Annotated in this window: 19 protein-coding genes; 10 read left to right on the top strand and 9 right to left on the bottom strand. The window is 72.0% G+C overall.

Features of this window, described 5'->3' with window-relative positions; genetic code table 11:
• The first annotated feature begins 175 nt into the window (after window positions 1-175).
• A complete protein-coding gene (locus NMK44_RS16365) occupies window positions 176-1,051 on the top strand; it encodes a TIGR03619 family F420-dependent LLM class oxidoreductase (RefSeq protein ID WP_254743659.1) in 876 nt (291 codons plus the stop codon).
• Window positions 1,052-1,170: 119 nt separating this feature from the next.
• Window positions 1,171-3,774 (top strand): bifunctional FO biosynthesis protein CofGH, encoded by a 2,604-nt coding sequence (locus NMK44_RS16360; RefSeq protein ID WP_254743657.1) that lies wholly within the window; start codon window positions 1,171-1,173, stop codon window positions 3,772-3,774.
• 60 nt (window positions 3,775-3,834) lie between these two features.
• Here NMK44_RS16360 and NMK44_RS16355 read toward each other — a convergent pair whose 3' ends face one another.
• Window positions 3,835-4,092, bottom strand: coding sequence for a hypothetical protein (locus NMK44_RS16355; RefSeq protein ID WP_254743655.1), 258 nt, complete (start codon window positions 4,090-4,092; stop codon window positions 3,835-3,837).
• Window positions 4,093-4,362: 270 nt separating this feature from the next.
• On the opposite strand from NMK44_RS16355, the gene NMK44_RS16350 reads away from it, so the two are divergent.
• On the top strand, window positions 4,363-5,505 hold the full coding sequence (locus tag NMK44_RS16350) for an ADP-ribosylglycohydrolase family protein (protein ID WP_254743653.1): 1,143 nt from the start codon (window positions 4,363-4,365) through the stop codon (window positions 5,503-5,505).
• On the opposite strand, the gene NMK44_RS16345 is transcribed toward NMK44_RS16350, so the two are convergent.
• On the bottom strand, window positions 5,483-6,853 hold the full coding sequence (locus NMK44_RS16345; protein ID WP_254743651.1) for a glycosyltransferase 87 family protein: 1,371 nt from the start codon (window positions 6,851-6,853) through the stop codon (window positions 5,483-5,485). The genes NMK44_RS16350 and NMK44_RS16345 overlap by 23 nt on opposite strands.
• A gap of 224 nt (window positions 6,854-7,077) precedes the next feature.
• Between NMK44_RS16345 and NMK44_RS16340 the strand changes: the two genes are divergently transcribed.
• A complete protein-coding gene (locus NMK44_RS16340) occupies window positions 7,078-7,638 on the top strand; it encodes a GNAT family N-acetyltransferase (protein WP_254743649.1) in 561 nt (186 codons plus the stop codon).
• Here the strand turns inward: NMK44_RS16340 and NMK44_RS16335 are convergent, their stop codons facing one another.
• Together NMK44_RS16335 and NMK44_RS16330 are read right to left on the bottom strand one after the other, a co-directional pair.
• Window positions 7,639-9,294, bottom strand: coding sequence for an amidohydrolase (locus tag NMK44_RS16335; RefSeq protein ID WP_254743647.1), 1,656 nt, complete (start codon window positions 9,292-9,294; stop codon window positions 7,639-7,641).
• Between the two features lie 79 nt (window positions 9,295-9,373).
• Window positions 9,374-10,867 (bottom strand): APC family permease, encoded by a 1,494-nt coding sequence (locus NMK44_RS16330; protein WP_254743645.1) that lies wholly within the window; start codon window positions 10,865-10,867, stop codon window positions 9,374-9,376.
• 173 nt (window positions 10,868-11,040) lie between these two features.
• On the opposite strand from NMK44_RS16330, the gene NMK44_RS16325 reads away from it, so the two are divergent.
• Entirely contained in the window at window positions 11,041-11,781 is a 741-nt protein-coding gene (locus tag NMK44_RS16325) for a TetR/AcrR family transcriptional regulator (protein WP_254743643.1), read from the top strand.
• 29 nt (window positions 11,782-11,810) lie between these two features.
• On the opposite strand, the gene NMK44_RS16320 is transcribed toward NMK44_RS16325, so the two are convergent.
• On the bottom strand, window positions 11,811-12,593 hold the full coding sequence (locus NMK44_RS16320) for an SDR family oxidoreductase (RefSeq protein WP_254743641.1): 783 nt from the start codon (window positions 12,591-12,593) through the stop codon (window positions 11,811-11,813).
• Between the two features lie 100 nt (window positions 12,594-12,693).
• The gene (locus NMK44_RS16315) at window positions 12,694-13,875 is read right to left on the bottom strand and encodes an aminotransferase-like domain-containing protein (RefSeq protein WP_254743639.1); all 1,182 of its coding nucleotides are present in this window, start codon (window positions 13,873-13,875) and stop codon (window positions 12,694-12,696) included.
• A 133-nt stretch (window positions 13,876-14,008) separates the two neighbouring features.
• Here NMK44_RS16315 and NMK44_RS16310 point away from each other — a divergent pair, with 133 nt between their 5' ends.
• Window positions 14,009-14,881, top strand: a complete 873-nt coding sequence (locus tag NMK44_RS16310) for a hypothetical protein (protein ID WP_254743638.1) — start codon at window positions 14,009-14,011, stop codon at window positions 14,879-14,881.
• A gap of 162 nt (window positions 14,882-15,043) precedes the next feature.
• Here NMK44_RS16310 and NMK44_RS16305 read toward each other — a convergent pair whose 3' ends face one another.
• The 3 genes from NMK44_RS16305 to NMK44_RS16295 all read right to left on the bottom strand — a co-directional run bounded on the left by NMK44_RS16305 (window position 15,044) and on the right by NMK44_RS16295 (window position 17,414).
• The gene (locus NMK44_RS16305; protein WP_254743637.1) at window positions 15,044-15,253 is read right to left on the bottom strand and encodes a DUF397 domain-containing protein; all 210 of its coding nucleotides are present in this window, start codon (window positions 15,251-15,253) and stop codon (window positions 15,044-15,046) included.
• A 185-nt stretch (window positions 15,254-15,438) separates the two neighbouring features.
• The gene (locus tag NMK44_RS16300; protein ID WP_254743636.1) at window positions 15,439-16,311 is read right to left on the bottom strand and encodes a helix-turn-helix domain-containing protein; all 873 of its coding nucleotides are present in this window, start codon (window positions 16,309-16,311) and stop codon (window positions 15,439-15,441) included.
• Between the two features lie 353 nt (window positions 16,312-16,664).
• The gene (locus NMK44_RS16295; RefSeq protein ID WP_254743635.1) at window positions 16,665-17,414 is read right to left on the bottom strand and encodes a GOLPH3/VPS74 family protein; all 750 of its coding nucleotides are present in this window, start codon (window positions 17,412-17,414) and stop codon (window positions 16,665-16,667) included.
• A gap of 254 nt (window positions 17,415-17,668) precedes the next feature.
• On the opposite strand from NMK44_RS16295, the gene NMK44_RS16290 reads away from it, so the two are divergent.
• From NMK44_RS16290 to NMK44_RS16275, 4 genes are all read left to right on the top strand, one after another.
• Window positions 17,669-20,347 (top strand): D-alanyl-D-alanine carboxypeptidase, encoded by a 2,679-nt coding sequence (locus tag NMK44_RS16290; RefSeq protein ID WP_254743634.1) that lies wholly within the window; start codon window positions 17,669-17,671, stop codon window positions 20,345-20,347.
• A gap of 199 nt (window positions 20,348-20,546) precedes the next feature.
• The gene (locus NMK44_RS16285) at window positions 20,547-22,445 is read left to right on the top strand and encodes a DUF8823 domain-containing protein (protein WP_254743633.1); all 1,899 of its coding nucleotides are present in this window, start codon (window positions 20,547-20,549) and stop codon (window positions 22,443-22,445) included.
• Between the two features lie 113 nt (window positions 22,446-22,558).
• Window positions 22,559-24,400, top strand: coding sequence for an alkaline phosphatase family protein (locus NMK44_RS16280; RefSeq protein ID WP_254743599.1), 1,842 nt, complete (start codon window positions 22,559-22,561; stop codon window positions 24,398-24,400).
• Between the two features lie 322 nt (window positions 24,401-24,722).
• Window positions 24,723-25,475, top strand: a complete 753-nt coding sequence (locus NMK44_RS16275) for an IPT/TIG domain-containing protein (RefSeq protein WP_254743597.1) — start codon at window positions 24,723-24,725, stop codon at window positions 25,473-25,475.
• Window positions 25,476-25,478: the final 3 nt, after the last annotated feature.

Here is a 25,478-nt window from a genome sequence, read left to right as displayed (position 1 = left end):
GGAACGTGCCCGCCATCGAACGTGCCGTGCCGTGCTGTGTCACGCGGGTGCGGTCCGACACCCGTGTGACACCGTTGTACGCGTGGGTGACTCCCACGGAAAGCCCTGTGGATAACCTCGTGGCGACGGGGGAACATACGCGCAGCCCCACCGGCCGACGCGGAGGTGCAGCCCCATGCGCATCGCGACCACCGTCTTCCTCACCGACGAATCCATCCGTCCCGCCCGGCTCGCCCGGGAGCTGGAACAGCGCGGGTTCGCCGGGCTCTATCTGCCCGAGCACACCCACATCCCGGTCAGCCGTGACACCCCCGCCCCGATGGGCGAGCCGCTGCCGCGTCAATACGGCCGTACGCTCGACCCGTTCGTGGCGCTCGGCCAGGCGGCCGCGGTCACCGAACAGCTCGGCGTCGGCACGGGTGTCACCCTCGTCGCCCAGCACGACCCGGTCAGCCTCGCCAAACGGGTCGCCACCCTCGACCATCTGTCCGACGGCCGGTTCACCTTCGGCATCGGCTACGGCTGGAACGTCGAGGAGGCGGCCGACCACAATGTCTCCTGGTCCGACCGCCGCGATCTCGTCCAGGACCGGATGGCGCTGATGCGCGCCCTGTGGACCCCCGAGCCCACCGCCTACCAGGGCCGGTTCGGATCGGTGCGGGCCAGCCTCGCGCACCCCAAACCGGTGCGGCGGCGCTCCGCGGCCGATCCGCTCACCGGCCCGCGCACCCTGGTCGGCGGGGCCGCCGGGCCCAAGCTGTTCGCCCATGTCGCCGCGTACGGCGACGGCTGGATGCCCACCGGGGGACGCGGACTGACGGAGGCGATCCCTGCCCTGCGCCGGGTGTGGGAGGAGGCGGGCCGGGACCCGGCGGCGCTGGAGGTGGTGCCGTACGCGGTGCTGCCCTCGCCCGGCAAGCTGGCCCACTACGCCGAGCTCGGCATCGAGGAGGTCGTCGTCCAGCTCCCGGCGCCCGAGCCGGGGACCGCGGGTGCGGCGGACGGCGCCGAGATCCTGCGCACCCTCGACGACTACGCCCAGTACCTGTGAGCGCCCCCGCCGCGCCGCCCCGTATTCCCGCCCGCCGTTCGGCACCTCCGTGATCAGACCCACAAAACCGCAGGCCCGGGCGGTCTGGCGGTGTTCCGCACCGCTCGTATCCTCGGAGGATGACCACCAGCGCGCAGGGAACCCCATCGCCCGCCCCGAACGGCCCCACTGCCAACGCGATGCGCCGCGCGCTCAAACGGGCCCGTGACGGCGTGGCGCTGGACGCGGCCGAGGCGGCGGTGCTGCTCCAGGCGCGCGGTGACGACCTGAAGGACCTCACCGCCTCCGCCGCCCGGGTCCGTGACGCCGGGCTGGAGGCCGCGGGCCGCCCCGGGATCATCACCTACTCGCGCAGCGTCTTCATCCCGCTCACCCGGCTGTGCCGGGACAAGTGCCACTACTGCACCTTCGCCACCGTCCCCGGCAAGCTGCGCCGCGCGGGGCACGGGATGTTCATGTCCCCCGACGAGGTGCTCGCCATCGCCCGCCGCGGCGCCGAACTCGGCTGCAAGGAAGCGCTGATCACCCTCGGCGACCGCCCCGAGGACCGCTGGCCGGAGGCGCGCGAGTGGCTGGAGGCCGAGGGCTACGACGACACCGTCGCGTATGTGCGGGCCATGGCCATCCGCATCCTGGAGGAGACCGGGCTGCTGCCCCACCTCAACCCCGGCGCCATGACCTGGACCGACTTCCAGCGGCTCAAGCCGGTCGCGCCCTCCATGGGCATGATGCTGGAGACCACCGCCGAGCGGCTGTGGAGCGAGCCCGGCGGTCCGCACTACGGTTCGCCCGACAAGGAGCCCGCCGTGCGGCTGCGGGTCCTGGAGGACGCCGGACGCAGCTCCGTCCCGTTCACCAGCGGACTGCTGATCGGGATCGGCGAGACCCATGAGGAGCGCGCGGAGTCGCTGTTCGCGCTGCGCCGGGTCTCCCGCGCCTACCACGGCATCCAGGAAGTCATCATCCAGAACTTCCGCGCCAAGCCGGACACCGCGATGCGCGGGATGCCCGACGCCGAACTGGCCGATCTGGTGGCCACGGTCGCGGTCGCCCGCCACATCCTGGGCCCCTCCGCCTGCATCCAGGCCCCGCCCAACCTGGTCGACGCGGAGTACGAGCAGCTCATCGGCGCCGGGATCGACGACTGGGGCGGGGTCTCCCCGCTCACCCCGGACCACGTCAACCCCGAGCGCCCCTGGCCCCAGCTCGACGAGCTGGCCGAGCGCTCGGCCGCTGCGGGCTTCGCCCTCCGTGAGCGGCTGTGCGTCTACCCCGAGTACCTCCAGCGCGGGGAACCCTGGCTGGATCCGCGGCTGCTGCCCCACGTCCGGGCGCTGGCCGACCCGGACACCGGACTGGCCCGCGAGGAAGCCCTTCCGGCCGGGCTGCCCTGGCAGGAGCCGGAGGAGGCGTTCACCTCCTCCGGCCGCACCGATCTGCACCACACCATCGACACCGAGGGCCGCACCGGCGACCGCCGCGAGGACTTCGACGAGGTGTACGGCGACTGGGAGGCGCTGCGCGAGGCGGCGGCCCCCGGTATGGCCCCCTCCCGGATCGACGCCGATGTGAAGTCCGCGCTCGCCACGGCCGCCGATGACCCGACCCGGCTGACCGACCCCGAGGCGCTGGCCCTGCTGCACGCCGACGGACCGGCGCTGGACGCGCTGTGCCGGATCGCGGACGATCTGCGCCGGGCGGCCGTCGGTGACGATGTCACCTACATCGTCACCCGCAACATCAACTTCACCAATGTCTGTTACACCGGCTGCCGCTTCTGCGCCTTCGCCCAGCGCCGCACCGACGCCGACGCCTACACCCTCTCGCTGGACCAGGTCGCCGACCGCGCCCAGCAGGCGTGGGACGTGGGCGCGGTGGAGGTGTGCATGCAGGGCGGTATCCATCCGGACCTGCCCGGCACGGCCTACTTCGACATCGCCCGGGCGGTGAAGGAGCGCGTGCCCGGGATGCATGTGCACGCCTTCTCCCCGATGGAGGTCGTCAACGGGGCGACCCGCACCGGGCTGTCCATCCGCGAGTGGCTGACCGCCGCGAAGGAGGCCGGGCTCGACTCCGTTCCGGGGACGGCCGCCGAGATCCTGGACGACGAGGTGCGCTGGGTCCTCACCAAGGGCAAGCTGCCGACCGCCACCTGGGTCGAGGTCATCAGGACCGCCCACGAACTGGGCATCCGCTCGTCCTCCACGATGATGTACGGGCATGTGGACCAGCCGCGCCACTGGCTGGGCCATCTGCGGCTGCTGGCCTCCATCCAGCAGGAGACGGGCGGTTTCACCGAGTTCGTCACCCTGCCGTTCATCCACACCAACGCCCCGGTCTACCTCGCGGGCATCGCCCGCCCCGGACCCACCACCCGGGACAACCGCGCGGTCACGGCCATGGCACGGATCCTGTTGCACCCCCATATCCCCAATATCCAGACGAGCTGGGTCAAACTCGGCGCCGAGGGTGCCGCGGAGATGCTCCGCTCCGGCGCCAACGATCTGGGCGGCACCCTCATGGAGGAGACCATCTCCCGGATGGCGGGCTCCTCCTACGGCTCCTACCGCTCCATCCAGGACCTGGTCGCCATCGCCGACCTGGCCGGCCGCCCGGCCCGCCCGCGCACCACGACCTACGGCCCGGTCTCCGAGGAACGCCGCACCGCGGCGCTCGCCTCGGACGGCCATCTGCCGGAGCTGCTGCCGGTGCTGGGGGACTGACCCCGGTGGTCTGAGCCCGCGGGCGCCCGGGCCCGCGGGCACTGTCCGGCCGCCGTGCCGTCAGAGGGCGTCGTGGCCCGCCGGATCGTCATCGGCCAGAGCCCGGCGCTCCTCCTCGCCCAGGAACGGGATCACCGCACCGCAGTCACGGCAGGCGCGCGCGTACTCGGCGTGGAAGGTCGGTCGGGGGCGCAGCGCGCCGCGGCGGCCGAAGCGCAGCCGGAGTCTGTCGTGCCAGCCGTCGTTGGACCTGAGCTCGGCGACCGGGGTCAACCGGCCGGATCCGCACACTCCGCATCGCAGTACCCCGTCAGCCATGGCGGGGACGATACCGCCCGCCGCCGCGCTATTCGCACACATGCCGTACCGCATTCCGAACACTCCGGCCCCGGGATGGCCAACGGTGAGGAAATCGCGCGGATATGGCGGAGGAAATAGCGGTGCCGGGCAGGGTGCGGAATGGGCAGGTCCGCCGGTTTCCGCGTGCTGACGCCTTCACATTCGGTTTCACCTCGGACGCGGGCAAGAGGCGATCATTCCGTGTCCATTACAGTGCGGTGCAGTCCGGGGCCGTACCCACCACACGGAATGCAAAGGGGAAAGGTCGTGACCGCAGCCGCCAGCGCAGCGACCGGCGTATGGGGCCGCGCCGAGCAACAGGATTTCCGCAGCCGGGTCCGCGGCTGTCTGCTCGGGGGCGCCATCGGGGACGCGCTGGGGGCGGCCGTCGAGTTCTCCTCCCTGGAGGACATACGGGCGGAGCACGGCACCGACGGCGTCACCGATTTCCTGCCCGCCTACGGGCGGCGCGGCCGGGTCACCGACGACACCCAGATGACGCTGTTCACCGTGGACGGGCTGATACGCGCCCAGGTGCGCCGGGACACCGGCGCCTGGCATCCACCCACCGACATCCACGCCGCCCACCGCCGCTGGTACGCCACCCAGCGCGACTGGGGCCCGGACGAGCGCCGCGAGGACGCGGGCTGGCTGGCGCGCGAGGAGTGGCTGTACGCGCAGCGCGCCCCCGGCCGGGCCTGTCTGAACGGGCTGGCCGACGAGGCGATGGGCACCCTCGACGCCCCCAGGAACCCCGACTCCAAGGGCTGCGGCGCGGTGATGCGCTCCGCGCCCTTCGGACTGCTCGTCGGCTGGGAGCCCCAGCTCGTCTTCCAGCTCGCCATCGAATGTGCCGCCCAGACCCACGGCCACCCCACCGGCTATCTCGCGGCCGGGGCGTTCGCGCTGATCGTGCATGGTCTGGCCCGCGGTGAGGGGCTGGACGGCGCGGTCCAGCGGGCGCTGGCCCAACTGGCCACCCGGCCCGGCCACGAGGAGACCACCCAGGCGCTCCGGCAGGCGCTCGGCGCCGTGCGCCAAGGGCTGCCGACCGCCGACCGCGTCGCCTCCCTGGGCGAGGGCTGGACCGCCGACGAGGCCCTGGCGATGGGCCTGTACTGCGCGCTGGTCGCCGAGGACGTACGGCACGGGCTGCTGCTGGCGGTCAACCACGGCGGGGACAGCGACTCCACCGGCTCCGTCTGCGGCAACCTCCTGGGCGTCCTGCACGGTGAGACGGCGCTGCCGCCCGCCTGGCTGGCCGAGGTCGAGGGGCGCGGCACCATCCTGGAGCTGGCCGACGACTTCGCCATGGAGATGACGCAGGGCCCCGCCCTGCACGGCCCCGGCGGTTCCTCCGCGGCCTGGCTCACCCGCTACCCGCGCGCGTAGCGCGCAGCGCGCCGGGCACCGGCCGGACGGGATGGTCAGGTGCGATGGCGGGGGTGCGGGCGGCGCGCAGGGCCAGCCGGGCCGCGACGGCCAGGAAGACCACGCCGATCAGCGGATAGACCGCGCTCAGCAGCATCTGGGCCGGGTTCTGGTGCAGTTCGACCCGGGTCGGCAGGGCGTGCGGCACGTACCAGATCATGAAGGAGCAGAAGAGCAGCCAGGTCACCACCGCCCCGGCGATCCACACCCCGGTGCGCCGCCGCGCCGCCTCCAGGGCGAGCAGCAGCGCCATCGGCACCGCCCAGACCCAGTGGTGCGACCAGGAGACCGGGCTGATCAGGAGGGCGGTGACCGCGCAGGCCAGGGCCGCCCAGGCGCGGGCGTGCGGCAGCCGCCGGTCGTCCATGAGCTGGGCCAGGACCGCCGCGGTCATCCCCGCACAGCCGATCAGCGCCGCGGCGAGGACCCACCACGGCCCCGGGTCGGTGGTGTGCAGCAGCCGGGCGAGGACCCCGCGGAGGTTCTGGTTCCCCGCGCCCTCGACCGCCCCGGGGCGGTCGGTCGCGAACAGCACCTCGGTCCAGAACCGCCGCGAGTCACGCGGCAGCGCCAGCGCCGAGAATCCGACCGTGGCCGCGAAGACGGCGGTGGCCACGGCCGCGCGGCGCAGATGGTCGTTGCGGAACGCGGTCAGCGGCCCCACGGACATCCGCAGCCGCCGCACCCCGGCCACCAGCCCGGCCAGCGCCAGGAAGACCACGAAGAGCCCGGGGGTCAGCTTGATGCCGGCCGCCATCCCGGTCCCGAGGCCGGCCCCGCGGTGGCCCGCCCGGCGGGTCAGATCCCACAGCACCGCCACCGTGACCAGCAGGTTGATCTGTCCGTAGCGCAGTGTCGTCCACACCGGTTCGCACCAGACCGCCACCGCCGCCAGGGCCAGTACCGCCGCGGGGCGCGGCAGGGTGCGCGGTAGTCCGGTCAGCCGCAGCGAGAGGTGGGCGAGGGCGACCATCAGGCCGAGGTTCACGGCGGTGCCGAAGGTCCGCAGGGTGCCCGTCCCCATCAGGGTCAGCGGGGTGAACAGCAGTGAGGCGAACGGCGGGTAGGTGTTGGGCAGTCCGTGGACCGTGGCCCGCATGTCGTACAGGTCGGCGGCGTTGCGCACCGTCCAGCCCTCGGCCTGGTAGACCAGCAGATCGACCATCGACACCTGGGCCGCCCGCTGGGCGATCCAGAACCCCGTGAAGGACAGCAGACACAGCACCGCCGCGCACAGCGTCGGACGGCGCAGGACGAAGGCGCGGGCCGGATGGACACCGGCGGGAGGGCGCGTCTGTGTCGAGGTCACGGGGGGAGGCTCCAGAGGCGGCCGTGGGGACGGTCGGGACGGCGGTCGCAGGACCGGCGGATCGGCGGCGGTCGGCACGGAGGGCCGACCCTAATACCTTCTGGAGGACGACTTGACCAGAGGAGAGGTTGCTCACCAACGAGGAATGAGTTGATCTTGGCCCGGCCGGAGAACGCGCGGAGCGGGCCCGGCGGGACGTTGCGGACACGCTCTAGGGTGACCGCATGAGCGCACCCGCCGCGGAGATACGTGATGCCACCCCCGACGACCTCGGCGCCGTGGCGGCCATCTACGCCCACTACGTCACCGAGACCGTCGCCACATTCGACGAGGTGCCGCCCGGCGTGGCCGACTGGGAGCGGCGGCTGGCCGAACTGACCGGGCGCGGACTGCCGTTCCTCGTCGCGGACACCGGGAGCGGCGCGGGCGGCGGAATCGCGGGCTACGCGTACGCCGCGCCCTACCGGCCGAAGCCCGCCTACCGCCACACCGTCGAGGACACCATCTACCTCGCGCCCGGCCGCACCGGCGCCGGTCTGGGCCGCGCCCTGCTCGAGCCGCTGCTCACCCGCTGCGCGCGGGCGGGGGCGCGCCAGGTCGTCGCGGTCATCGCCGACGGCGGTGACACGTCCTCGGCCGCGCTGCACCGGCGCTTCGGCTTCACCCCGGCGGGCCGGCTGGCCGCCGTCGGCCACAAGCACGGCCGCTGGATCGACACCGTGCTGATGCAGCGCGACCTGACGGCGGCCGGGCCCGGTACGGCGGCCGGGGACCCCACCGGCTGATCAGGCGTCAGCCGCCGCGTACACCCGCTCACCGCCCACGAAGGTCTGGAGCACCCGCCGTTCGGCGATGGCCTCCGGCGGACCGTCGAAGACGTCGCCGTCCAGCACGACCAGATCGGCGAGCTGCCCCGGGGCGACGGTCCCGGTGTCATCGGCGTGGTTCACATACGCACTGCCCGAGGTGTACGCGGCGACCGCCGCCGCCAGACCGATGCGCTGCTCCGGCAGGAACGCCGGGGTCCCGGCCGCCGCGTCGGGCAGCCGCCGGTTGACCGCGACATGGATGCCCGCCAGCGGATCGGGGCTGCTCACCGGCCAGTCGCTGCCCGCGGCGAGGGTGGCACCGGCCCGCAGCAGCGCACCGAAGGGGTACTGCCGCGCACCGCGTTCGGCGGTGAGGAACGGCAGCGTCAGCTCGTCCATCTGCGGCTCGTGGGCGGCCCACAGCGGCTGGATGTTGGCGGTGGCGCCCAGGGTGCGGAACCGCGGGATGTCGGTCGGGTCCACCACCTGGAGATGGGCGAGGTGGTGCCGGGTGTCGCGGTGACCGTTCGCGGTCCGCGCCGCCTCGACCGCGTCCAGCGCCTCCCGTACCGCGCGGTCGCCGAGCGCGTGGAAGTGGACCTGGAAGCCGTGCGCGTCCAGCTCGGTGACGTATGCCGGCAGTTCGTGCGGATCGACGAAGCTGATCCCGGAGTTGTCGGAGGCGCAGCCGCAGCCGGTGAGGTAGGGGCCGAGCATCGCCGCGGTGTGGTTCTCGGCGATCCCGTCCTGCATGATCTTCACCGTCGAGGCGCGCAGCGCCCGGCCGCGTCCGGTGGCCTCCCGGCGGGCGATCAGTTCCGGTATCTGCTCCGCGCCGCGCGCCCGGTCCCACCACAGCGCGCCGACCACCCGGGCGGTCAGCAGCCCGCCGTCGATGGCCGCGTGGTACGCGGGGGTCGGATCGGTCAGATTGGCGTAGCCGCCGACGATGGCGTCCTGCCAGGCCGTGATGCCCAGCGAATGCAGGAGGGACTGGGCGCGCAGCAGGGCGGCGAGCTGTTCGTCGTGGGTGGCCTCCGGCAGCAGTGAGCCGACGAGGTCGGCGGCGCCCTCCTGGAGCATGCCGGTGGGGTTGCCGTGCTCGTCCCGTTCGATCCGGCCGTCGACCGGGTCCGGGGTGCGGGCGTCGATGCCCGCGAGCTGGAGGGCGCGGGTGTTGGCCCAGGCGCCGTGGTGGTCCCGGTTGGGCAGGTAGACCGGCCGGTCCGGGACGATGGCGTCGAGCATCGCGGCGGTCGGGGTGCCACCGGGGAACGCCTCCATGGACCAACCGCCACCGGTGATCCAGGCGGCGTCGGGGTGGGCGTCGGCGTAGGCCGCGATCGTGGACAGATAGCCGTGGGCGTCGGTGGAGTCGCCGAGGTGGCACTGCGCCAGTTCCAGCCCGGCGCCCAGCGGATGGACGTGGGCGTCCTGGAAGCCGGGCAGCAGCAGCCGCCCGGCCAGGTCCACCACCTCGGTCCGCGGCCCGGTCAGCTCGTCCACCGCGTCCTGGCCGACGGCGACGACACGGCCGTCGCGCACGGCGACGCCGGTGACCCGGCCGAGTGCCGGATCGCCGGTGTGCACCGGGCCACCGGTGAAGACGAGGTCGGCGGTGGGGTCGGACATCAGAAGCGCTCCAGGGGGGTTGGTCGAACGTTCGGGGGAGGTCACTGCGTGTTCTGGGACCCAGGGGGTCGTGGGTTTCTCAGGGCGCGGATCCGGCCGGGCGGTCCACCGGCAGCCGCAGCCGGTCCCCGTCCGTACCGCGTCCGGTGACGAAGTACGGCGAGCGCCGCCGGTACTTCGCCCACGCGGCCATGACCAGTCCGCTGGCCACGATCGCGCAGGGCAGGGAGAACATGAACCAGCCGTTGTCCGGGCTGAGTTCGAAGTGGTCGGCCCCGGTCAGATACGAGTAGCCGAGGTAGCCGCCGATCGCGAGCAGGGCCACCCCCGACGCCCCCGGCACCCCGACCGCGAGCACCGCCTCGCGCGGTCCCTGGCGGAGGGCGGAGCGGAAGCGCACGGCACAGGCGATCGCCGTCAGACCGTAGTAGAGGGCGACGACCAGGCCGATGGAGTTCACCGCGGCCAGGATCATGTCGTTGAGCTTGGGGATGGCCAGGGCGAGCAGGGCGACGCCGGTGGCGATGGCCATCACCAGCACGGTGCCGGCGGCGGGGGTGCCGTAGCGCGGGTGGATCCGCGTCCACACCTGGCCCATGGTCCGGTCCCGGCCCATGGCCAGCATCCCGCGGGCGGTCGGGATGACCGAGGACTGGACGGAGGCCACCGCCGAGAACATCAGGGCGAGCAGCGGCAGACTCGCCCAGGGCTCGTCCGCCAGCTTGGCGCCGAGGTAGGTGAAGCCCTGCGGGCCCTGCTCGATCAGCTCGGGCAGGCTCATCTCCCGCTGGAAGGCGACCGAGGCGAAGATGAAGAGCCCCAGCATGGCGAAGAGCGCGATGAAACCGCCGCGCGCCGAGTCGCCGACCTCCTGGGTCTCCTCGGTGACGCTGAACGACGCGTCCCAGCCCCAGAAGAAGAACACCGCCAGCACCAGCCCCTGGGCGAACGCCGTACCGCTCTCGATCGCGAACGGGTTGAACCAGGAAAGGGACACCGAGTGTTCACCGGTGATCAGCGCCCAGCCGCAGAAGACCAGCAGCACCGCGTATTCGAAGACCAGCAGCCACGCCTGGAGACGGGTCGCGCTGCGCACCCCGGTGACCGCCATGACGGTGACCCCGGTGAGCACCACCAGTCCCACGACGGTGGTCACGGCGGTGGACTCGGGGTCCAGGGTGATCCCCGCGACGCTGGTGAGATGGGCCTTGTTGGCGAACTGGAGGATCACCGAACCGGTCACCGCGCTGGTGTAGGCGAGAAAGATGATCACGCCGACCACGTTGACCCACCCCACGAGGAACCCCGGCCAGGGCCCCAGCGAGGTGCCCACCCACACATAGCCGCTGCCGCAGTTGGGCTCGGACCGGTTCAGCCGGGCGTAGGCGCAGGCGATGCCGAGGACGGGGAGGAAGGCGAGCAGCAGCAGGACGGGCGCCTGGAGCCCGACGGTGGCGGCGAGCGTTCCCATGCCGATGGCGATGCTGGTGGTGGCAGCCGTGCTGGACGCGGCGATGGCCACACCGTCGATGACACCGAGCGAGCGGCGCAGCTCGGCGGGGGGATGGGACATGGCGGGCTCCTCACGGAGGACAGGAGGACGGGGAAGAGCCGTACGGGTGCCACGCATCGAACAACGGCCTCCGAAGTTGCGTCAATGGTGTTGACATAAGACGTGGCGCGGCCTTCACTGCCCAGGACGAGAGCGGGACGAGATTGGGCGGCGGCCGTGGAAAGGGGCTCACCATGACCGGTACGGCGGGCGAACGCGTCCCCCATGAGCGCAGACGCCGTCGGCCCACCCGCTCGGGCACCCTGCTGTCCGCCGGGCTGATCGTGGACTGCGCCCTGCGGCTGATCGGGGAGCACGGCCCCGAGGCGCTGAGCGTGCGCCGTCTCGGCTCGGCCCTGGGCTGTGATCCGAGCGCGGTCTACCGCTACTTCCGCAACACCGACGATCTGCTGCTGGCCGTCGCGGACCGGATCATCGGCGATTCGATGGAGGGCTTCGTCCCGGGGCCGGACTGGGTGGCCTCGCTGCGCGAGATGGCCCACCGGGTGCGGAACGGCTATCTCGCCCACCCCCGGGCCGCCGCCCTGGCCTCGTACCGGGTGACGCGGCGGGAGAACGAGTTCCATGCGGTCGAGACCGGGGTGGGCATCCTGCTGCGGGCGGGTTTCGAACCCGCCCGCGCGCTGCGGCTCTACCTGGCCTTCGTCGACACCGTGCTCGGCCACGCCGCCCTGGACGCGGCGACCCTGGCGCTGCCCGCCGCCCAGCGGGAGGCCGACGGGCGGGCGTCCACCCTGGCCTACCGGTCGGTCGACGCCACCGCGTACCCGATCCTGGCGACGGTCCGCGCTGAACTGGACGTCCTGGCCGAGAGCTCCTTCGAGGACGCCCTCGACCTCGTACTGTCCGCGCTGGTGGCGCAGGCCCCGGGCGGTCCGCCGGGGCGGGACCGGGCGTCCGGCGCCCACCGCTGAGCGGCCTCGCCGCATTCCCCGCGGAGCGCTCAGCGCATCAGCTCACCGGCGTTGACCAGCAACGACTGCCCGGTGATCGCCCGTGCCCGGTCGGAGGCCAGGAACACCGCGGCCTCCGCCACCTCCCCGTCCGTCGCGAGCTCCGGCAGTGCCATCCGGCGGGCGAGCCGGTCCCGCACCACCTCCTCGGACACGCCTTCGGAGCGCGCCGCGAAGGAGACGTACCCCTGGACCGGTGGCCCCCACATCCAGCCCGGCTGCACGGTGTTGACCCTGATCCGGTGCGGGCCCAGCTCCCTGGCCAGCCCGTACATCGCCGAGACCAGCGCGCCCTTGGAGGCGGCGTACGCGGTCTGCCGTACCTCGCTGGGGGCGGCGACCGACGACTGGGTGCCGATCAGGACGACCGCCCCGCCCCGTTCCTTGAGCGCGGGCAGACAGGCGCGGGTCATCCGCAGGGTGCCGAGCAGATTGATGTCCACCACCTGGGTCCAGGCCGCGAAGTCGGCGTCCTCCAGACCACCGAAGTGGCCGTCCAGCGCGGCCACGTGGACCACGGCGTCGATACCGCCGAACCGTTCGACGGCCAGGGCCGCCAGCGCGTCGCACTGGCCCTCGTCCGCGATGTCGGTGGCCCGCCAGGCGGTGCGTCCGCCGTCCGGGTCCAGTCCCGTGGCAGCCCTGGCCAGCCGATCGGCGGTCCGGGCGCCGAGCACCGCGTTGGCCCCGTCGCGGAGGGCCGCGGCGGCCACCTGGTGCCCGAGGCCGGGACCGACTCCGGAGACGATCACGGTCTTGCCGCGCAGCAGCATGGCGAACCTCCCCGGGGCGACAGCACTCTGACGGTGCGTCAGGTTAGAGGTGTCGCCCGGAGAAGGCCAGGGTCCGGCCGCGATGGCCGCCGCCGCGGTGTCAGCGCAGCGCCGTGCCCAGACGGCGCAGCCCCTCGGCGATCTCGTCCGGGGTGTGGGTCACGAAGGACAGCCGCATCGCCGCCGGATCCGGATCGGCCGCGAAGAACGGCGCCCCGGGGACGAACGCCACATCGTGCCCGACCGCCATCCGCAGCCGCTCGGTCGCGTCGTACCCCTTGGGCAGCGACGCCCAGACGAACATCCCGCCCTCCGGCCGGTTCCAGCGGGACCCCTCGGGCAGCGCCTCGGCCAGTCCGCCGAGCAGCGCGTCCCGGCGGTCCCGGTAGGCCAGACGCACCCGGGACAGATGGGCGTCCAGATCCGCGTCGGCCAGATAGCGCGCCGCCGCGAGCTGGTTGACCGTCGGACTGTGCAGATCCGCGGCCTGCTTGGCGATCACACAGGCGCGGCGCAGGGCGGCCGGGGCGCGCAGCCAGCCCAGTCGCAGCCCCGGCGCCATGATCTTGGAGTAGCTGCCGAGCAGTACGGTGCGGTCGGCGGCGGCCGCACCGGCCGCGATCCACGGCACCGGCTCACCGGCGAACCGCAGCTCCCCGTAGGGGTCGTCCTCCACGATCCACAGACCGTGGCGCTCGGCCACCGCGGCCACCGCCTCCCGGCGGACGGCGGGCAGGGTGCGTCCGGTGGGGTTCTGGAAGGTGGGGATGGTGTAGAGCAGCTTCGGCCGCTCACGCCGGACGAGCTCGGCGAGCGCGTCCGGGTCCAGCCCGTCGTCGTCGCCGGGCACCGGCACCACCCGCGCCCCGGCGAACGCGAAGCACTGGAGGGCCGCGAGGTAGGTGGGGCTCTCCACCAGCACCGTGTCGCCCGGCTCCAGCAGCGCGGTGGCCAGCAGGGTCAGAGCCTGCTGTGAACCGCTGGTGACCAGCAGGTCGTCCGCCCCGGTGGACAGTCCGCGCGCGGTCAGCCGGGCGGCGGTCGCGCCGCGCAGCCCGGGGTCGCCCTCGGTGGTGGAGTACTGGAGTGCGGTGTGCGGCTCCTCGGCCAGCACCCGCCCGAAGGCGGCGGCGACACCCTCGGTGTCGAAGAGATCCGCCGCGGGCAGTCCGCCCGCGAAGGAGATCACCTCGGGGCGTGCGGTGAGCGCGAGGATGTCGCGTACCGGCGACCCGGCCACGGAGGCGGCGCGGGCGGCAAAGGCGGGAACATCGGCGCGCATGGGACTCTCCGGACTCCTCGGCTCGGGAAGGTCCGCGCAGCCTACGGCGGACCGGCCGCGCGCGGCCGAACCGTCCGCGATCCGGTCGCGCACCCCCTCCACAACTGACGCATCGTCAGCTAAACCTGGGGGAATGAGAAGCGATTCCAGTGACTCCCGGGAGGCCGCCGGAGGGGAAGCGCACCCCGACCGGTACGCGGAACTGGCCGCCACCGGCCCGTACGGGACACGTCCCGGGCATGCCCTGATCACCATGGTCGAACCGCATCCGGGCCATGAGTACGCCTACAACCGCTGGTACGAGGACGACCACTACATCGCGGGCGCGATGGCCATGCCGTGGATCTTCGCCGGGCGCCGCTGGGTGGCCACCCGCGATCTCCAGTTGCTGCGCTATCCGGAGCCCTCGGCGGTCGCCCGGCCCGTCACCGCGGGCTGCTACCTCAGCGTCTACTGGATCACCGAGGGGCGCTACGCGGAGCACATGCGGTGGACCGTGGCGATCAACAAGCGGCTGAACCGCGACGGGCGGGTGCACCGTGAGCGCACCCATGTGTTCACCGCGTTCCAGGACCACGCGCTCACCGTCTACCGCGACGGCGCGGCCGGTCCGCGCGATCACCACGCCCTGGACCACCCCTACGCCGGACTGGTCCTGGAGGTCATCGACACCGAGGACCCCGGGCGGCGCGCGGAGCTGCTCGACTGGCTCGGCTCACGCCATCTGCCGCGGCGGCTGACGGGCTCACCCGCCGCGATGGTCACCGTCTTCCGCCCCACCCCGCTGCCGGGGGACCGGATGACCTACGTCCGGCAGGTCGAGGGCGTCGACACCCGGCTGACCCTGCTCTGGTTCCTGGAGCGTGATCCACGCGAATGCTGGGAGAGTTGTCTGACCGGACTCGACACCGAGGTGGCGGAGTCCGGGCTCGGCCGTGTGGAATTCGTGGCACCCTTCATTCCCACGATTCCCGGTACGGACCAATTCGTCGACCGGCTCCGCTGACCCCGGAGTGGAACCGGAGGGAAACCGGAGCGGAAACCCGGAACGGAAACCGGAAATGCCGCGAGCCCTCTCGGCAGGGACGGCGGCCGGTCGAGAGGGCTCGGAGGCAATACACTGGATCCGCACCGCCGACCGCTCTGTCACGGCCGTGCGCGGCGGAGATCAGTCGAGGTCGAAGGCGCCCCGACGGACGTCGGACACGAACGACGACCACGACGCGGGAGCGAAGCCGAGCGTCGGTCCCTGCGGGACCTTGGAGTCGCGCACCGCGATCTCGCCCATGACCGGGGAGGAGATTTCCACGCACGCGCCGTTTCCTGCGGAGTACGAGGATTTCACCCACATACTCGTCTTTCCCTGCTGAATGGACACAATTGCTCCGATGCGATGTGTTGAGGAAGTGCACCTCGAGTTCCGAGGCGAGAACGACGTTACTCGGCAACATCGTCCGCCCACGGGGCCGTTCACTCGACCGGATGGCATATTCCCCTGGCCCCTTCCTCGGGGCGGTGTGGAGGTGTAACCTCCGCTCGCTTCAACCGCCGGGAGCCGCGTCGTCAGCCCTCCCCGTGCCGACGCGCGTGGTCCTGGGCCACCTCGCTGATGAACTGACGGCTCTGGTCCACATTGAGCGCCTGTGCGCGCAGATGCTCGTACATCATGCTGTAGCTCTGCACATCGCTGAGTTTCTCCAGATAGAGGTCGCTGGTCACCCCCTCCAGATAGACCACGCTGGTGTCCGACTCGTCGGAGAACTCGAGAATGGTGAACTGCCCGCTCATCCCCGGATGCGAGCCCATGCCGAACGGCAGCGCCTGCACCGTCACATGCGGTTCGTGGCTCATCCGCACCAGATAGTCGAGCTGGTCGCTCATGACCTTCGGACTTCCGACCACCCGCCGCATCGCGGCCTCGTCCACCACGGCCCACAGCCGCAGCGGCGCCAGCGGATCGGTGATGCGCTCCTGCCGCCGCAGCCGCACCTGCACGCGCTGGGCGATCTGGTCCGGCGGCGCCTCCGGCAGCGCGCCGCTGATGACCGCCTCCGCGTAGTCCGGCGTCTGCAACAGGCCGGGCAGCACCTGCGGTTCATAGACCCGCAGCGATGCCGCGTCGGTCTCGAATCCGATGTAGACGCTGTACGGAACGTCACCGAAGGCGTTCCACCAGCCCTGCTGGCGCGACTCCTTGGCCATTTGCATCAGGGAATCGACCAGGGCCTTGTCCTCGACCTTGTAGGTCCGGCAGAGGTCGCGCACATCGCGCTGGCTGATGCTGCGCCGTCCGTTCTCCAGTCTGCTGATCTTCGACTGGGAGACCATCAGCTCCTCCGCCACCTCCTCCGCCGTCATGCCCTTCTCCTGGCGGAGTCTGCGCAGTTCCTGCCCCAACCGGCGTCGCCTGACAGTGGGCCCGACGTTCGATGTCACGGGACGTGCACCTCCGGCTTCATAGCGCTGATATCTGCTGTTCAGCCTGCCACTACCGGCCGGTGCCGCGCTGGGAAATGGCTCCACAGGGGCGGGCGAACGCACGCGCGGGGCGGTGGGGCGGCCGTCGTCCGGGTCGGCCGTCCCACCACCCCGCGCGCTTCAGCGGCTCCCGAACCGGTCGGTGGGGACTGCGGTGCGGTCGGTGGAGCGGATGTGGTGCACGGTGGTGCTCGTTGTGGTGCGGTTGTCACTCGACTCCCCGGCGCTGCCGGGAAACGCCCCGGTGGTGCCGGAGACGGCGCCCGCCGCCCTGTTGGCGGGTCCGCGGCGTCGCGGTGCCCCGAGGGGCGTCAGCGCGCTCCGACGCGGGCCATGCCCGCGCGACGGGACGGCTGGGCCGGAACGCCGGCCGCGGGCTCCGCCGCGGACCGTGCCCCGGGCTGTCGGCCTCCGGCCGGTGCGCGCCGTGGCTGCGCCGCGACACCGTTCTGCACGTCCATCACGGCGTGCGCCACGAGACCGCCCATCGGGTCGTGCCGGATCAGATCCCGGAGCCGGGAGCGCGAGGAGCGCCCCTCGTTCCCGGGATACAGGTGCTTGCCCAGCCCGACCGCATGGGCCAGGGCGGCAAGCGCGGCGGTCCGCGGGTCCGGCGGTACGCCGGTGCGGATCGCGTTGTCCAGCCGGTTCCTGATCTCCCGGCTGATCGCCGTGTCCGTCGCCTGGTAGCGAGTGGTCGGCAGCACCCCGCACATCTGGCCCGCCACGGCATGCACCATGCCGCAACGCTCCAGGTGCGTGAGGTACGTCTGGCGCAGCCCCAGCCGGGGCCCGCCGATCCAGTGGACAGCCCGGACCGGGCTGCCGCGTCGGCGCAACAGCTCCAGTGCGGAGTCCAGAGTCGGATCTCCGGTCGGCCGTGGCAGCACCACGGCGATACGATCCCCGTCAGGGGCTATCCGTCCGGCCAGAGCCAGCTCTACTAGCTGTGCTCCGGCAAGACCGAGGTCGAGCGACTGCGGCTGCGCCGTGGTACCCGTGGTCGGGTCCAAAGCGAGCAGCAGAAGCTCCTCCGGAATTGTTCTGCGGCTCCTGCCCATCCATGCCTCCCCGCGTGGATGAATGACAGGGTGACCCCTCTCACATTGGTCTGTCGAGAGTGCCTGGTGGATTTAGGTGGGAACCAGTAGGTATGTCGTTCTCGTCTAGCAGGTGGGCGGGCCCCTGAAGGCGCTCTCCGACGGTGACGCTGCGCGGCTGCGTGCCGGACACACAGGACACTGGTAGAGGTTGGGCTGCGGGACGCGGGGCCAGGAGGCGCTGTACGTCCCGCGAGACGTACGAGGAGGCATCGGTGGCGGGCGAGTCCCCCGGCAAGTCGGAGCAGCAGAAGTCGTCGGGGGAGACGGCTCGGGGAGAGCGTGATCCACGGCTCGCGGTCTTCCAGGAAGGGGAGGCGGCCGGGGGCGCGTCGGCGGTCGCCGTCGCGTCCGACAACCCGGAGGCCGAGCCCGAGTCGGCTCCCGAGGAAGCCGGTTCGCCACAGGCGGACCGGGCGACGGCGGTCTTCCGCACCACGCGGGACGCGGACGACGCGGAGGGTGCCGAGGGCTCCTCGGACGCCGAAGCGGAACCTGAAGCGGAATCCAAGCGACCGGATGCCGGGGCGGACGGCGCGACGGCCGATGACGCCTCCGGTGCCGGTGCCGGTGCCGGTGACGGCGAGGCGTCCGACGTTCGCGATGGCGAATCCGGCGAAGGTGACGACGCTGCGGATGAGGAGCGGGCGGAGCCCGGGCCGGAGGCCGAACCGGAAGCCGGGGCCACGGCTTCGGGGCTGCCCACCCGCCCCAAGGCCGGGGCGGCCGGGCAGGAGAGCGCAACGCCGGACAGCGAATCCGGCAAATCGGATGAATCCGGCAAGGCGGCTGCCGCTGACGCCGCGCCCGGGGAGCGTGACGCCCGGCTGCGCCAGGCGGTGGCGGCCTGGGTCGCCAGCTCCGATACGGACGACGATGCGGACGCCGCCACGGACGCCGAGGACACCGCCGCGGACAGCGGGTCCGAGGACAAGGCCGACGACGCCGATGCCAAGGACGCCAAGGACGCCAAGGACGCCAAGGACAACGACGCGGACGCCGGTGACGACGCCGACACATCCGGCGACAAGCCGTCCGCTCCGTCGATCGATCAGCGGACCGCGGTGTTCCGCACGCTGAAGTCCACCTCCGCCGCCAAGGACGAGGCCAAGGACAAGGCCGAGGAAGACGCCGAGGACGAGGCCGGGGACGACGAGGACAAGCCCGTCGACCGCGCCACGGCCGCCTTCGGCGTGCTGCCGGACAAGCGCACCCCCAAGGACGGCAAGGACGGCAAGGACGGCAAGGACGGCGCGAGCCCCGTCGACCGGCCGACCACGACCTTCAAGGCGCTCGACCGCGACAAGGAGGACGCCGAGAAGCCGGACGCCGGGAAGTCCGACACTGGCAAGCCCGGTGCAGACAAGTCCGGCACCAAGAAGCCCGCCGAGTCCGAGAACGAGCGGACCAGCAAGTTCGTACCGCTTCGCTCGGCCGACACACCGCGCGCCAAGTCCACGAAGTCCACCGAGCCCGCCGAGCCCGCGAGCGCGTCCGCCGAAGCGCCGTCCGCGCCCGCCGCCGACGGCTCCGCCCCGCCCCCCGCGCTCACGGAGGCCGAGCGGACCAAGCAGCAGCCGCTGCCGCCGGTGACGGCCGACGGCAAGCAGCCCGCGCCGCTCGATCTGCTGGCCCAGCTCACCAATACGCCGCCCAAGCCCGAGACCCCGATGCGCACGGCCGTGCGCCGGGTCAAGATCTGGACGCCGCTGCTCCTGCTGCTCGTGGTCGTCCTGGGTGTCGCCCAGGCCGTGCGGCCGCTGCCGGAGCCGGCGCTGGAGCTCACCGCCGACGCCACGTACTCCTTCAAGGGCGGCAAGCTCTCGATGCCCTGGCCCGGCCAGGGCCAGTCCGCCGTCGAGGTCGCGGGCGTGGGCAGCCTGGGCACCTCCGGTGCCCAGAAGCCGGTGCCGATCGCGAGCGTCACCAAGGTGATGACCGCCTATGTGGTGCTCAGGGACCGCCCGCTGAAGGCCGACGCCGAGGGCCCGCGCATCAAGATCGACAAGACGGCGGCCGATGAGTCCGGTTCCGCCGACGAGTCGCGCGCCTCGGTCAAGGAGGGGCAGACCTTCACCCAGCACCAGCTCCTCCAGCTCCTGCTGATCAACTCCAGCAACAACATCGCCCGGCTGCTGGCCCGCTGGGACGCGGGGTCGCTGGAGAAGTTCGTCGCGAAGATGAACGACGCGGCCAAGGACCTGGGCATGAAGAACACCACCTACACCGACCCCAGCGGTCTGAAGGAGACCACCAAGAGCACGGCCGAGGACCAGCTCAAGCTGGCGAAGGCGGCCATGCAGTTCGACATGTTCCGTTCCGTGGTGGCCACCCCCAACACCGAGATCCCCGGTCTCGACGACCGGATCTACAACAACAACAACCTGCTGGTGAAGCCGGGTGTGATCGGGATCAAGACCGGTTCCAGCACCCCGGCGGGCGGTGCGCTGATGTGGGGCGCCGAGAAGACCGTCGCGGGCAAGAAGCAGCGGATCCTCGGTGTGGTGCTGGAGCAGCGCAGCGGCGGCACCCTGGACGAGAGCCTCCAGCTCGTGCAGACCAACAGCTACAAGCTCATCACCGCATTGCAGAACGGGCTGACCTCGGCCACGGTGGTGAAGAAGGGCGATGTCGTCGGTCATGTGGACGACGGCCTCGGCGGTACGACCCCGGTCGTCGCCACCAAGGACCTCACGGCGGTCGGCTGGTCCGGACTGACCGTGGACCTGAAGCTGACCGACGGCGGGAAGACCGTTCCGCACTCGGCCAAGGCGGGCACGGTCGTCGGTGAAGTCACCGTCGGCACCGGTCCGGGGCAGCTGAAGGCGCCGGTGGCGCTGCAGGACGATCTCTCCGAGCCGTCGTTCGGGTCGAAGCTGACCCGTATCGGCTGACCGGGCGGGGCCGGTCCGGAGGCAGCGGAGTGGCCCCGGCGCGGAAAGCGCGCCGGGGCCCGAGACGGTTCGCCGCGCGCCACGCGTGCTAGCGTCGCTCCGTCCCCGGCCTGTACCCGCCCGTGGCGAACCCGGGGATGCCGGTACAGGGTTGAAAGACGATGGGGGCAGACTTCGGGGGAAGACGGGGAGAGCCACAGTGACCACCGTGGATCCGACACGGGCCGACAAAGGCGGGAGCTCGGAGGAGAGCACCGCCTCGCGAATACGCGTACCCGCACAGCGCTGGCCGGCCGAGCCGGACGGCCCGGCGGGGGGCGCAGACGGAAGCCGGGGCCCCGACGGGAGAGGACCGTTCGGGCGCGCCTGGCGGGCGCTGCGCCATCCGGTGCCCGCGGCCCTGGCCGTCGCGGCGCTGCTGCACCTGATGTGGGTGGCGCTGCTCGCGAACAGCGGCGGTGACCTCGCCGCGCAGGACGCGTGGGCGGAGTTCGCGCTCCAGCATCCCGACTCGGCGTACAACCTGGCCTGGTACGGCGGGATGCACCCGGTGTCGTACAGCGTCATCTCTCCGTATCTGATGGCGGTCTTCGGCGTCCGCTCGACGATGATGATCGCCGGGACGCTGTCGGCGGGGCTGCTGGCCCTGCTGCTGGTGCGCAGCCGTGTCGTGCGGCGGCCGATGTGGCCGACCCTGTACGGAGCGTTCGCGCTCACCTGCAACGCCATCTCGGGCCGTGTGACCTTCGGCCTCGGCGCCATGTTCGGACTCGCGGCGGTGGCCGTGATCTTCGCCTGGCCCGCGCGGTGGCGCTCCCGCCGCTGGCACCACCGGACCGGACGGTTCCTGCTGGCCGCGGTGCTGGCCGCGCTGTCGACCATGTCCAGCCCGGTGGCCGGGCTGTTCGTGGGGGTCGTGGCCGCCGCGCTGTGGCTGACCAAGCGGCGTCCCGCGGCGTACGCGCTCGGGATCACCCCGGTCATCGTGGTGGGCCTGTCCGCCTGGCTGTTCCCGTTCTCCGGCGAGCAGCCGATGGGTATCGGCTCGGTGATACTGCCCTTCATCACGGGCGCCACGGCCTGTCTGTGCGCGCCCAAGACCTGGACGACGGTCCGGGTCGGTGCCGGGCTCTACTCCCTGGGCGTGGTGCTCACCTGGCTGATCCCCTCGCAGATCGGCACCAACATCTCCCGGCTCGGCATGATCTTCGGCGGTGTGGTGCTGATCGCGATGCTGCCGTCGCTGAGCAGGCCGCCCCGGGCCGAGCTGCGCTCCACCGCCTCCGGGCGCCGGTGGACTTGCCTGGTGCTCGCCCTGACCACGGTCACCGTGTGGCAGGGGGTCAAGACCGCCGACGACATCATCCACACCACCCCCTCCGCGTCCTGGGCCCGTGAGCTGGCGCCGCTGGTCGACGCGCTGAAGCGGGAGAAGGCCGACCGGGGCCGGGTCGAGGTGGTCCCGGTGCGCAGCCACCGCGAGTCCTCCGCGCTCGCCCCGTACGTCAACCTGGCCCGCGGCTGGAACCGTCAGCGGGACCTGGACCGCAACCCGCTCTTCTACGACGACACCCTGAACGCGGCCAGCTACCACGGGTGGCTCAAGCGCTGGGCCGTGCACTACGTGGTGCTGCCCGCCGACGACCCGGACACCGCCGCCGAGGAGGAGGCCGAGCTCCTCGCCACCGACCTGCCCTATCTGCGGAAGGTCTGGTCCGACGACAACTGGAAGCTGTACGAGGTCAAGGACCCCACCCCGATCGCCGAGCCCCCGGCCACCGTGGAGCACGCGGGTGCCGAACAGCTCGTGCTCAAGGTGCGCGCCCGGGGCCCGGTGCTGATCCGCGTGCCGTACTCGCCGTGGCTCGGCCTGGTGGACAAGGACGGGAAGAGCGTCCACGCCCCGAAGGCGGAGAGCGACGACAGGCTCCCGGTGAACCGCCAGGGCTGTCTGACCAAGGAGGTCCAGCACGTGGAGGAGGGGCAGCCGGAGGACGAGTGGACCGTGCTGCACGCCCCGCGCGCCGGTACGTACCGGATAGCGGGCAAGTACCAGTTCCCGCGTGGCACGCCTTGTCCGGACGAGATGGTTCCGTAACGCCGGGGGATTGAACGCGGACCGCCGCCGGGCCGTAACGGATGATGGCGGTCCGACCTCCCGTGCCTGGTCCGCCGTGCCACCACCGGGCTCCGCACGGAAGGACCTTCGGCATGCTGCCGCTCTTCTCGCGCTCTCGTCAGCGGCCCACGCCCGACGAGACGACCTCCGCCGGCCAGGACGGCGCCGCGGCGGACACCGTCGGTGTCCGGCTGCGGCGGACGGGGCCCGGCGGCTGGCGGCAGCGGTACCCGGCCGCAGCGAAGGCCGTGGCCTGGACGGTCACCGGTCTCTCGGCCGCTCTGGTGTTCCTTGCCCTGCTGATGCCCACCACGCTGTCCGCGCTCACCGTCGAGACCTTCCTGCGGATACCCGTGGAGGCGATCTTCGGCGCGGCGCTGCTGCTGCTCCTGCCGCCGCTGCCCCGGCGGGTGGTGGCGGCGCTGGGCGGCGCGGTCCTCGGAGCGCTGACCATCCTGAACGCCCTGGACATCGGCTTCAACGAGTTCCTCGGCCGCGGCTTCAACGTGGTGCTGGACTGGATCCTCCTGGACGACGCCCAGTCGTACATGAAGGACTCGCTCGGTCCGACGACCGCCACCGCCGTCTCGATCGGCGCGGTGGTGCTCGCCGCGCTGGTGGTCGTCCTGATGGCGCTGGCGGTCGTCCGGCTCAGCAACGTCATGGCCCGCAACAGCGCCGTGGCGACCCGGGGCACCCTGGTGCTCGGCACCGTGTGGGTGGTCTGCGCGGCGTTCGGGGTGCAGTCCGCGGGGGGCCAGGCGTTCGCGTCCCGCACCACGGTCGCGCGCGTCCAGGACCGCGCGGAGCGGGTGAACAAGACCCTGGAGGACGAGCGGAAGTTCGCCAAGGAGGCCAAGGTCGACGCCTACGGCAGTACCCCGGGTGACCAGCTGCTGACCGGGCTGCGCGGCAAGGACGTCATCTTCACCTTCATCGAGAGCTACGGCCGCGCCGCCATCGAGGACCCGCTGATCGCCCCCGGCGTGGGCAAGGTGCTCGACCGGCAGACCGAGCGGCTGCGCAAGGCGGGCTTCGCGTCCAAGAGCGGCTGGCTCACCTCCGCGACCTACGGCGGCAGCAGCTGGCTCGGCCACTCCACCTTCCTCTCCGGTCTGTGGATCGACAACCAGAGCCGCTACCGCACCGTCACCGCGGGCGACCACCTCAGCCTGACCCGCGCCTTCAAGCGCACCGGCGCCTGGCGGACCGTCGGCATCATGCCGGGGGTCACCAAGGGCTGGCCGGAGGCCCGGTTCTACGGCCTCGACCACGTCTACGACTCGCGCGAGATGGGCTACCAGGGGCCCAAGTTCAGCTGGTCCACCATGCCCGACCAGTACGCGCTGAGCGCCTTCGAGCGGCTGGAGCACGGCAGGAAGCACGACAAGCCGCTGATGTCGGAGATCATCCTGACCTCCAGCCACCAGCCCTGGGCACCCATCCCCAGGACCGTGCCCTGGAGCGAGGTCGGCGACGGCTCGGTCTACGACTCCATCGAGAAGACGGGCAAGGACCCCGCAGACGTGTTCACCGACTCCACCGAGGTGCGCACGGAGTACGGGCGTTCGGTGCAGTACTCGGTCAACAGCCTCATCGACTACGTGCTGAAGTACGGCAGCAAGAACACCGTGCTGGTTTTCCTCGGCGACCACCAGCCGCTCGCCCGGGTGAGCGGGGAGAACGCCAGCCGGGACGTACCGGTGGCGATCGTCGCCCACGACAAGAAGGTGCTGGACCGGATCTCCGACTGGCACTGGGATGACGGTCTGAAGCCCGGTGCGAAGGCTCCGGTGTGGAAGATGAGCTCCTTCCGCGACCGCTTCCTGCGCGCCTACGGACCGGACGGCGCCGCCAAGCCGTCCGCCAAGCCGTCCGCCAACCCGTCCGGGAAGGCGACCGGGAAGCCGTCGGAGAAGCCCTCGAAGAAGTGACCCCGGTGGGGTGTTCTCCGCGGGGTAGGGCGCGACGGCGGTGACCAGGGGCGGTGCGACGGACCCGGCGCACCCGGCGCGACGGGCTCCGCACGTCGCGCGCCCGGCCATTCGGGTGACGTACCGTCACCCTTCTTGTCGCGGACTACGTCAGATGGATTACTGAATGTGCGCGGCAGGTCCCCGCCGGTGATGTCGGCGAGGGGACGGCCGCCGCATCCCTCGTCGGTCCCGGGCGCCAGGTGCACGACGAGCGGGCAGTCAGTCACCCATCCCCTTCGGCACCGCGTCCCCCGGACGCCGTCTTCGAGGAGACACCGTCATGCCCATCTCACCGAACCAGGGATCCACCGGTGGCGGTACCACGGTCACCATCACCGGGACCAATCTCGCCGGAGCCACCGCCGTGCGCTTCGGCAGCAAGCTGGCCACCATCACCGCCAACACCCCCACCTCGGTCACCGTGACCTCACCGTCCGGCACCGGTGTGGTCGACGTGACCGTGACCACCCCGGGCGGCACCAGCAACCCGCTCCAGTTCTTCTACGTGGGCGCCCCCTTCAAGGCGTCCCTCAGCGCCAGTTCCGGCCCGCTGGTCGGTACCAACACCATCACCATCAGCGGCACCGGGCTGTCCACCGCGACCAACGTGTCCTTCGGCGCCAACAACGCCACGCCCACCGTGGTGTCCGACAGCACCCTCACGGTCGTGGTCCCCGCGGGCGCCGCGGCCGGTTCGGTTCCGGTGACCGTGACCACCGCGGGCGGCAGCAACAACGGTCTGACGTACACCTACGTGGACGTGCCGACCGTCACCGGTTTCGCCCCGACCTCGGGGCCGGCCAGCGGTGGCACCGCGGTGACCATCACCGGCACCAACCTCGGCACCACCCAGTCGGTCACCTTCGGCGGGATCGCCGCGCCCTTCACCGTCGTCAACTCCACCACCGTGTCCGCGGTGACGCCGCCCACGGCGGACGGGCAGCCCGGTCCGGCCAACGTCACCGTCACCAACGCGGCGGGCAGTGCCACCGCCGCGACCCAGTTCAGCTACCTCGCCGGTCCCGGCATCTGATCA

Origin of the sequence: Streptomyces cucumeris (genome assembly GCF_024295805.1) — a bacterium.
In the GTDB taxonomy this organism is placed as follows: domain Bacteria; phylum Actinomycetota; class Actinomycetes; order Streptomycetales; family Streptomycetaceae; genus Streptomyces; species Streptomyces cucumeris.
The sequence above is the reverse complement of the archived record's forward strand: the minus strand, read 5'-3'. Positions and strand labels throughout refer to the sequence as shown.

Coding starts and splice junctions, on each gene's coding strand:
- NMK44_RS16365 (WP_254743659.1), top strand. CDS start 176: ATGCGCATCGCGACCACCGTCTTCCTCACCGACGAATCCATCCGTCCC.
- NMK44_RS16360 (WP_254743657.1), top strand. CDS start 1,171: ATGACCACCAGCGCGCAGGGAACCCCATCGCCCGCCCCGAACGGCCCC.
- NMK44_RS16355 (WP_254743655.1), bottom strand. CDS start 4,092: ATGGCTGACGGGGTACTGCGATGCGGAGTGTGCGGATCCGGCCGGTTG.
- NMK44_RS16350 (WP_254743653.1), top strand. CDS start 4,363: ATGCAAAGGGGAAAGGTCGTGACCGCAGCCGCCAGCGCAGCGACCGGC.
- NMK44_RS16340 (WP_254743649.1), top strand. CDS start 7,078: ATGAGCGCACCCGCCGCGGAGATACGTGATGCCACCCCCGACGACCTC.
- NMK44_RS16335 (WP_254743647.1), bottom strand. CDS start 9,294: ATGTCCGACCCCACCGCCGACCTCGTCTTCACCGGTGGCCCGGTGCAC.
- NMK44_RS16330 (WP_254743645.1), bottom strand. CDS start 10,867: ATGTCCCATCCCCCCGCCGAGCTGCGCCGCTCGCTCGGTGTCATCGAC.
- NMK44_RS16325 (WP_254743643.1), top strand. CDS start 11,041: ATGACCGGTACGGCGGGCGAACGCGTCCCCCATGAGCGCAGACGCCGT.
- NMK44_RS16320 (WP_254743641.1), bottom strand. CDS start 12,593: ATGCTGCTGCGCGGCAAGACCGTGATCGTCTCCGGAGTCGGTCCCGGC.
- NMK44_RS16315 (WP_254743639.1), bottom strand. CDS start 13,875: ATGCGCGCCGATGTTCCCGCCTTTGCCGCCCGCGCCGCCTCCGTGGCC.
- NMK44_RS16310 (WP_254743638.1), top strand. CDS start 14,009: ATGAGAAGCGATTCCAGTGACTCCCGGGAGGCCGCCGGAGGGGAAGCG.
- NMK44_RS16295 (WP_254743635.1), bottom strand. CDS start 17,414: ATGGGCAGGAGCCGCAGAACAATTCCGGAGGAGCTTCTGCTGCTCGCT.
- NMK44_RS16280 (WP_254743599.1), top strand. CDS start 22,559: ATGCTGCCGCTCTTCTCGCGCTCTCGTCAGCGGCCCACGCCCGACGAG.
- NMK44_RS16275 (WP_254743597.1), top strand. CDS start 24,723: ATGCCCATCTCACCGAACCAGGGATCCACCGGTGGCGGTACCACGGTC.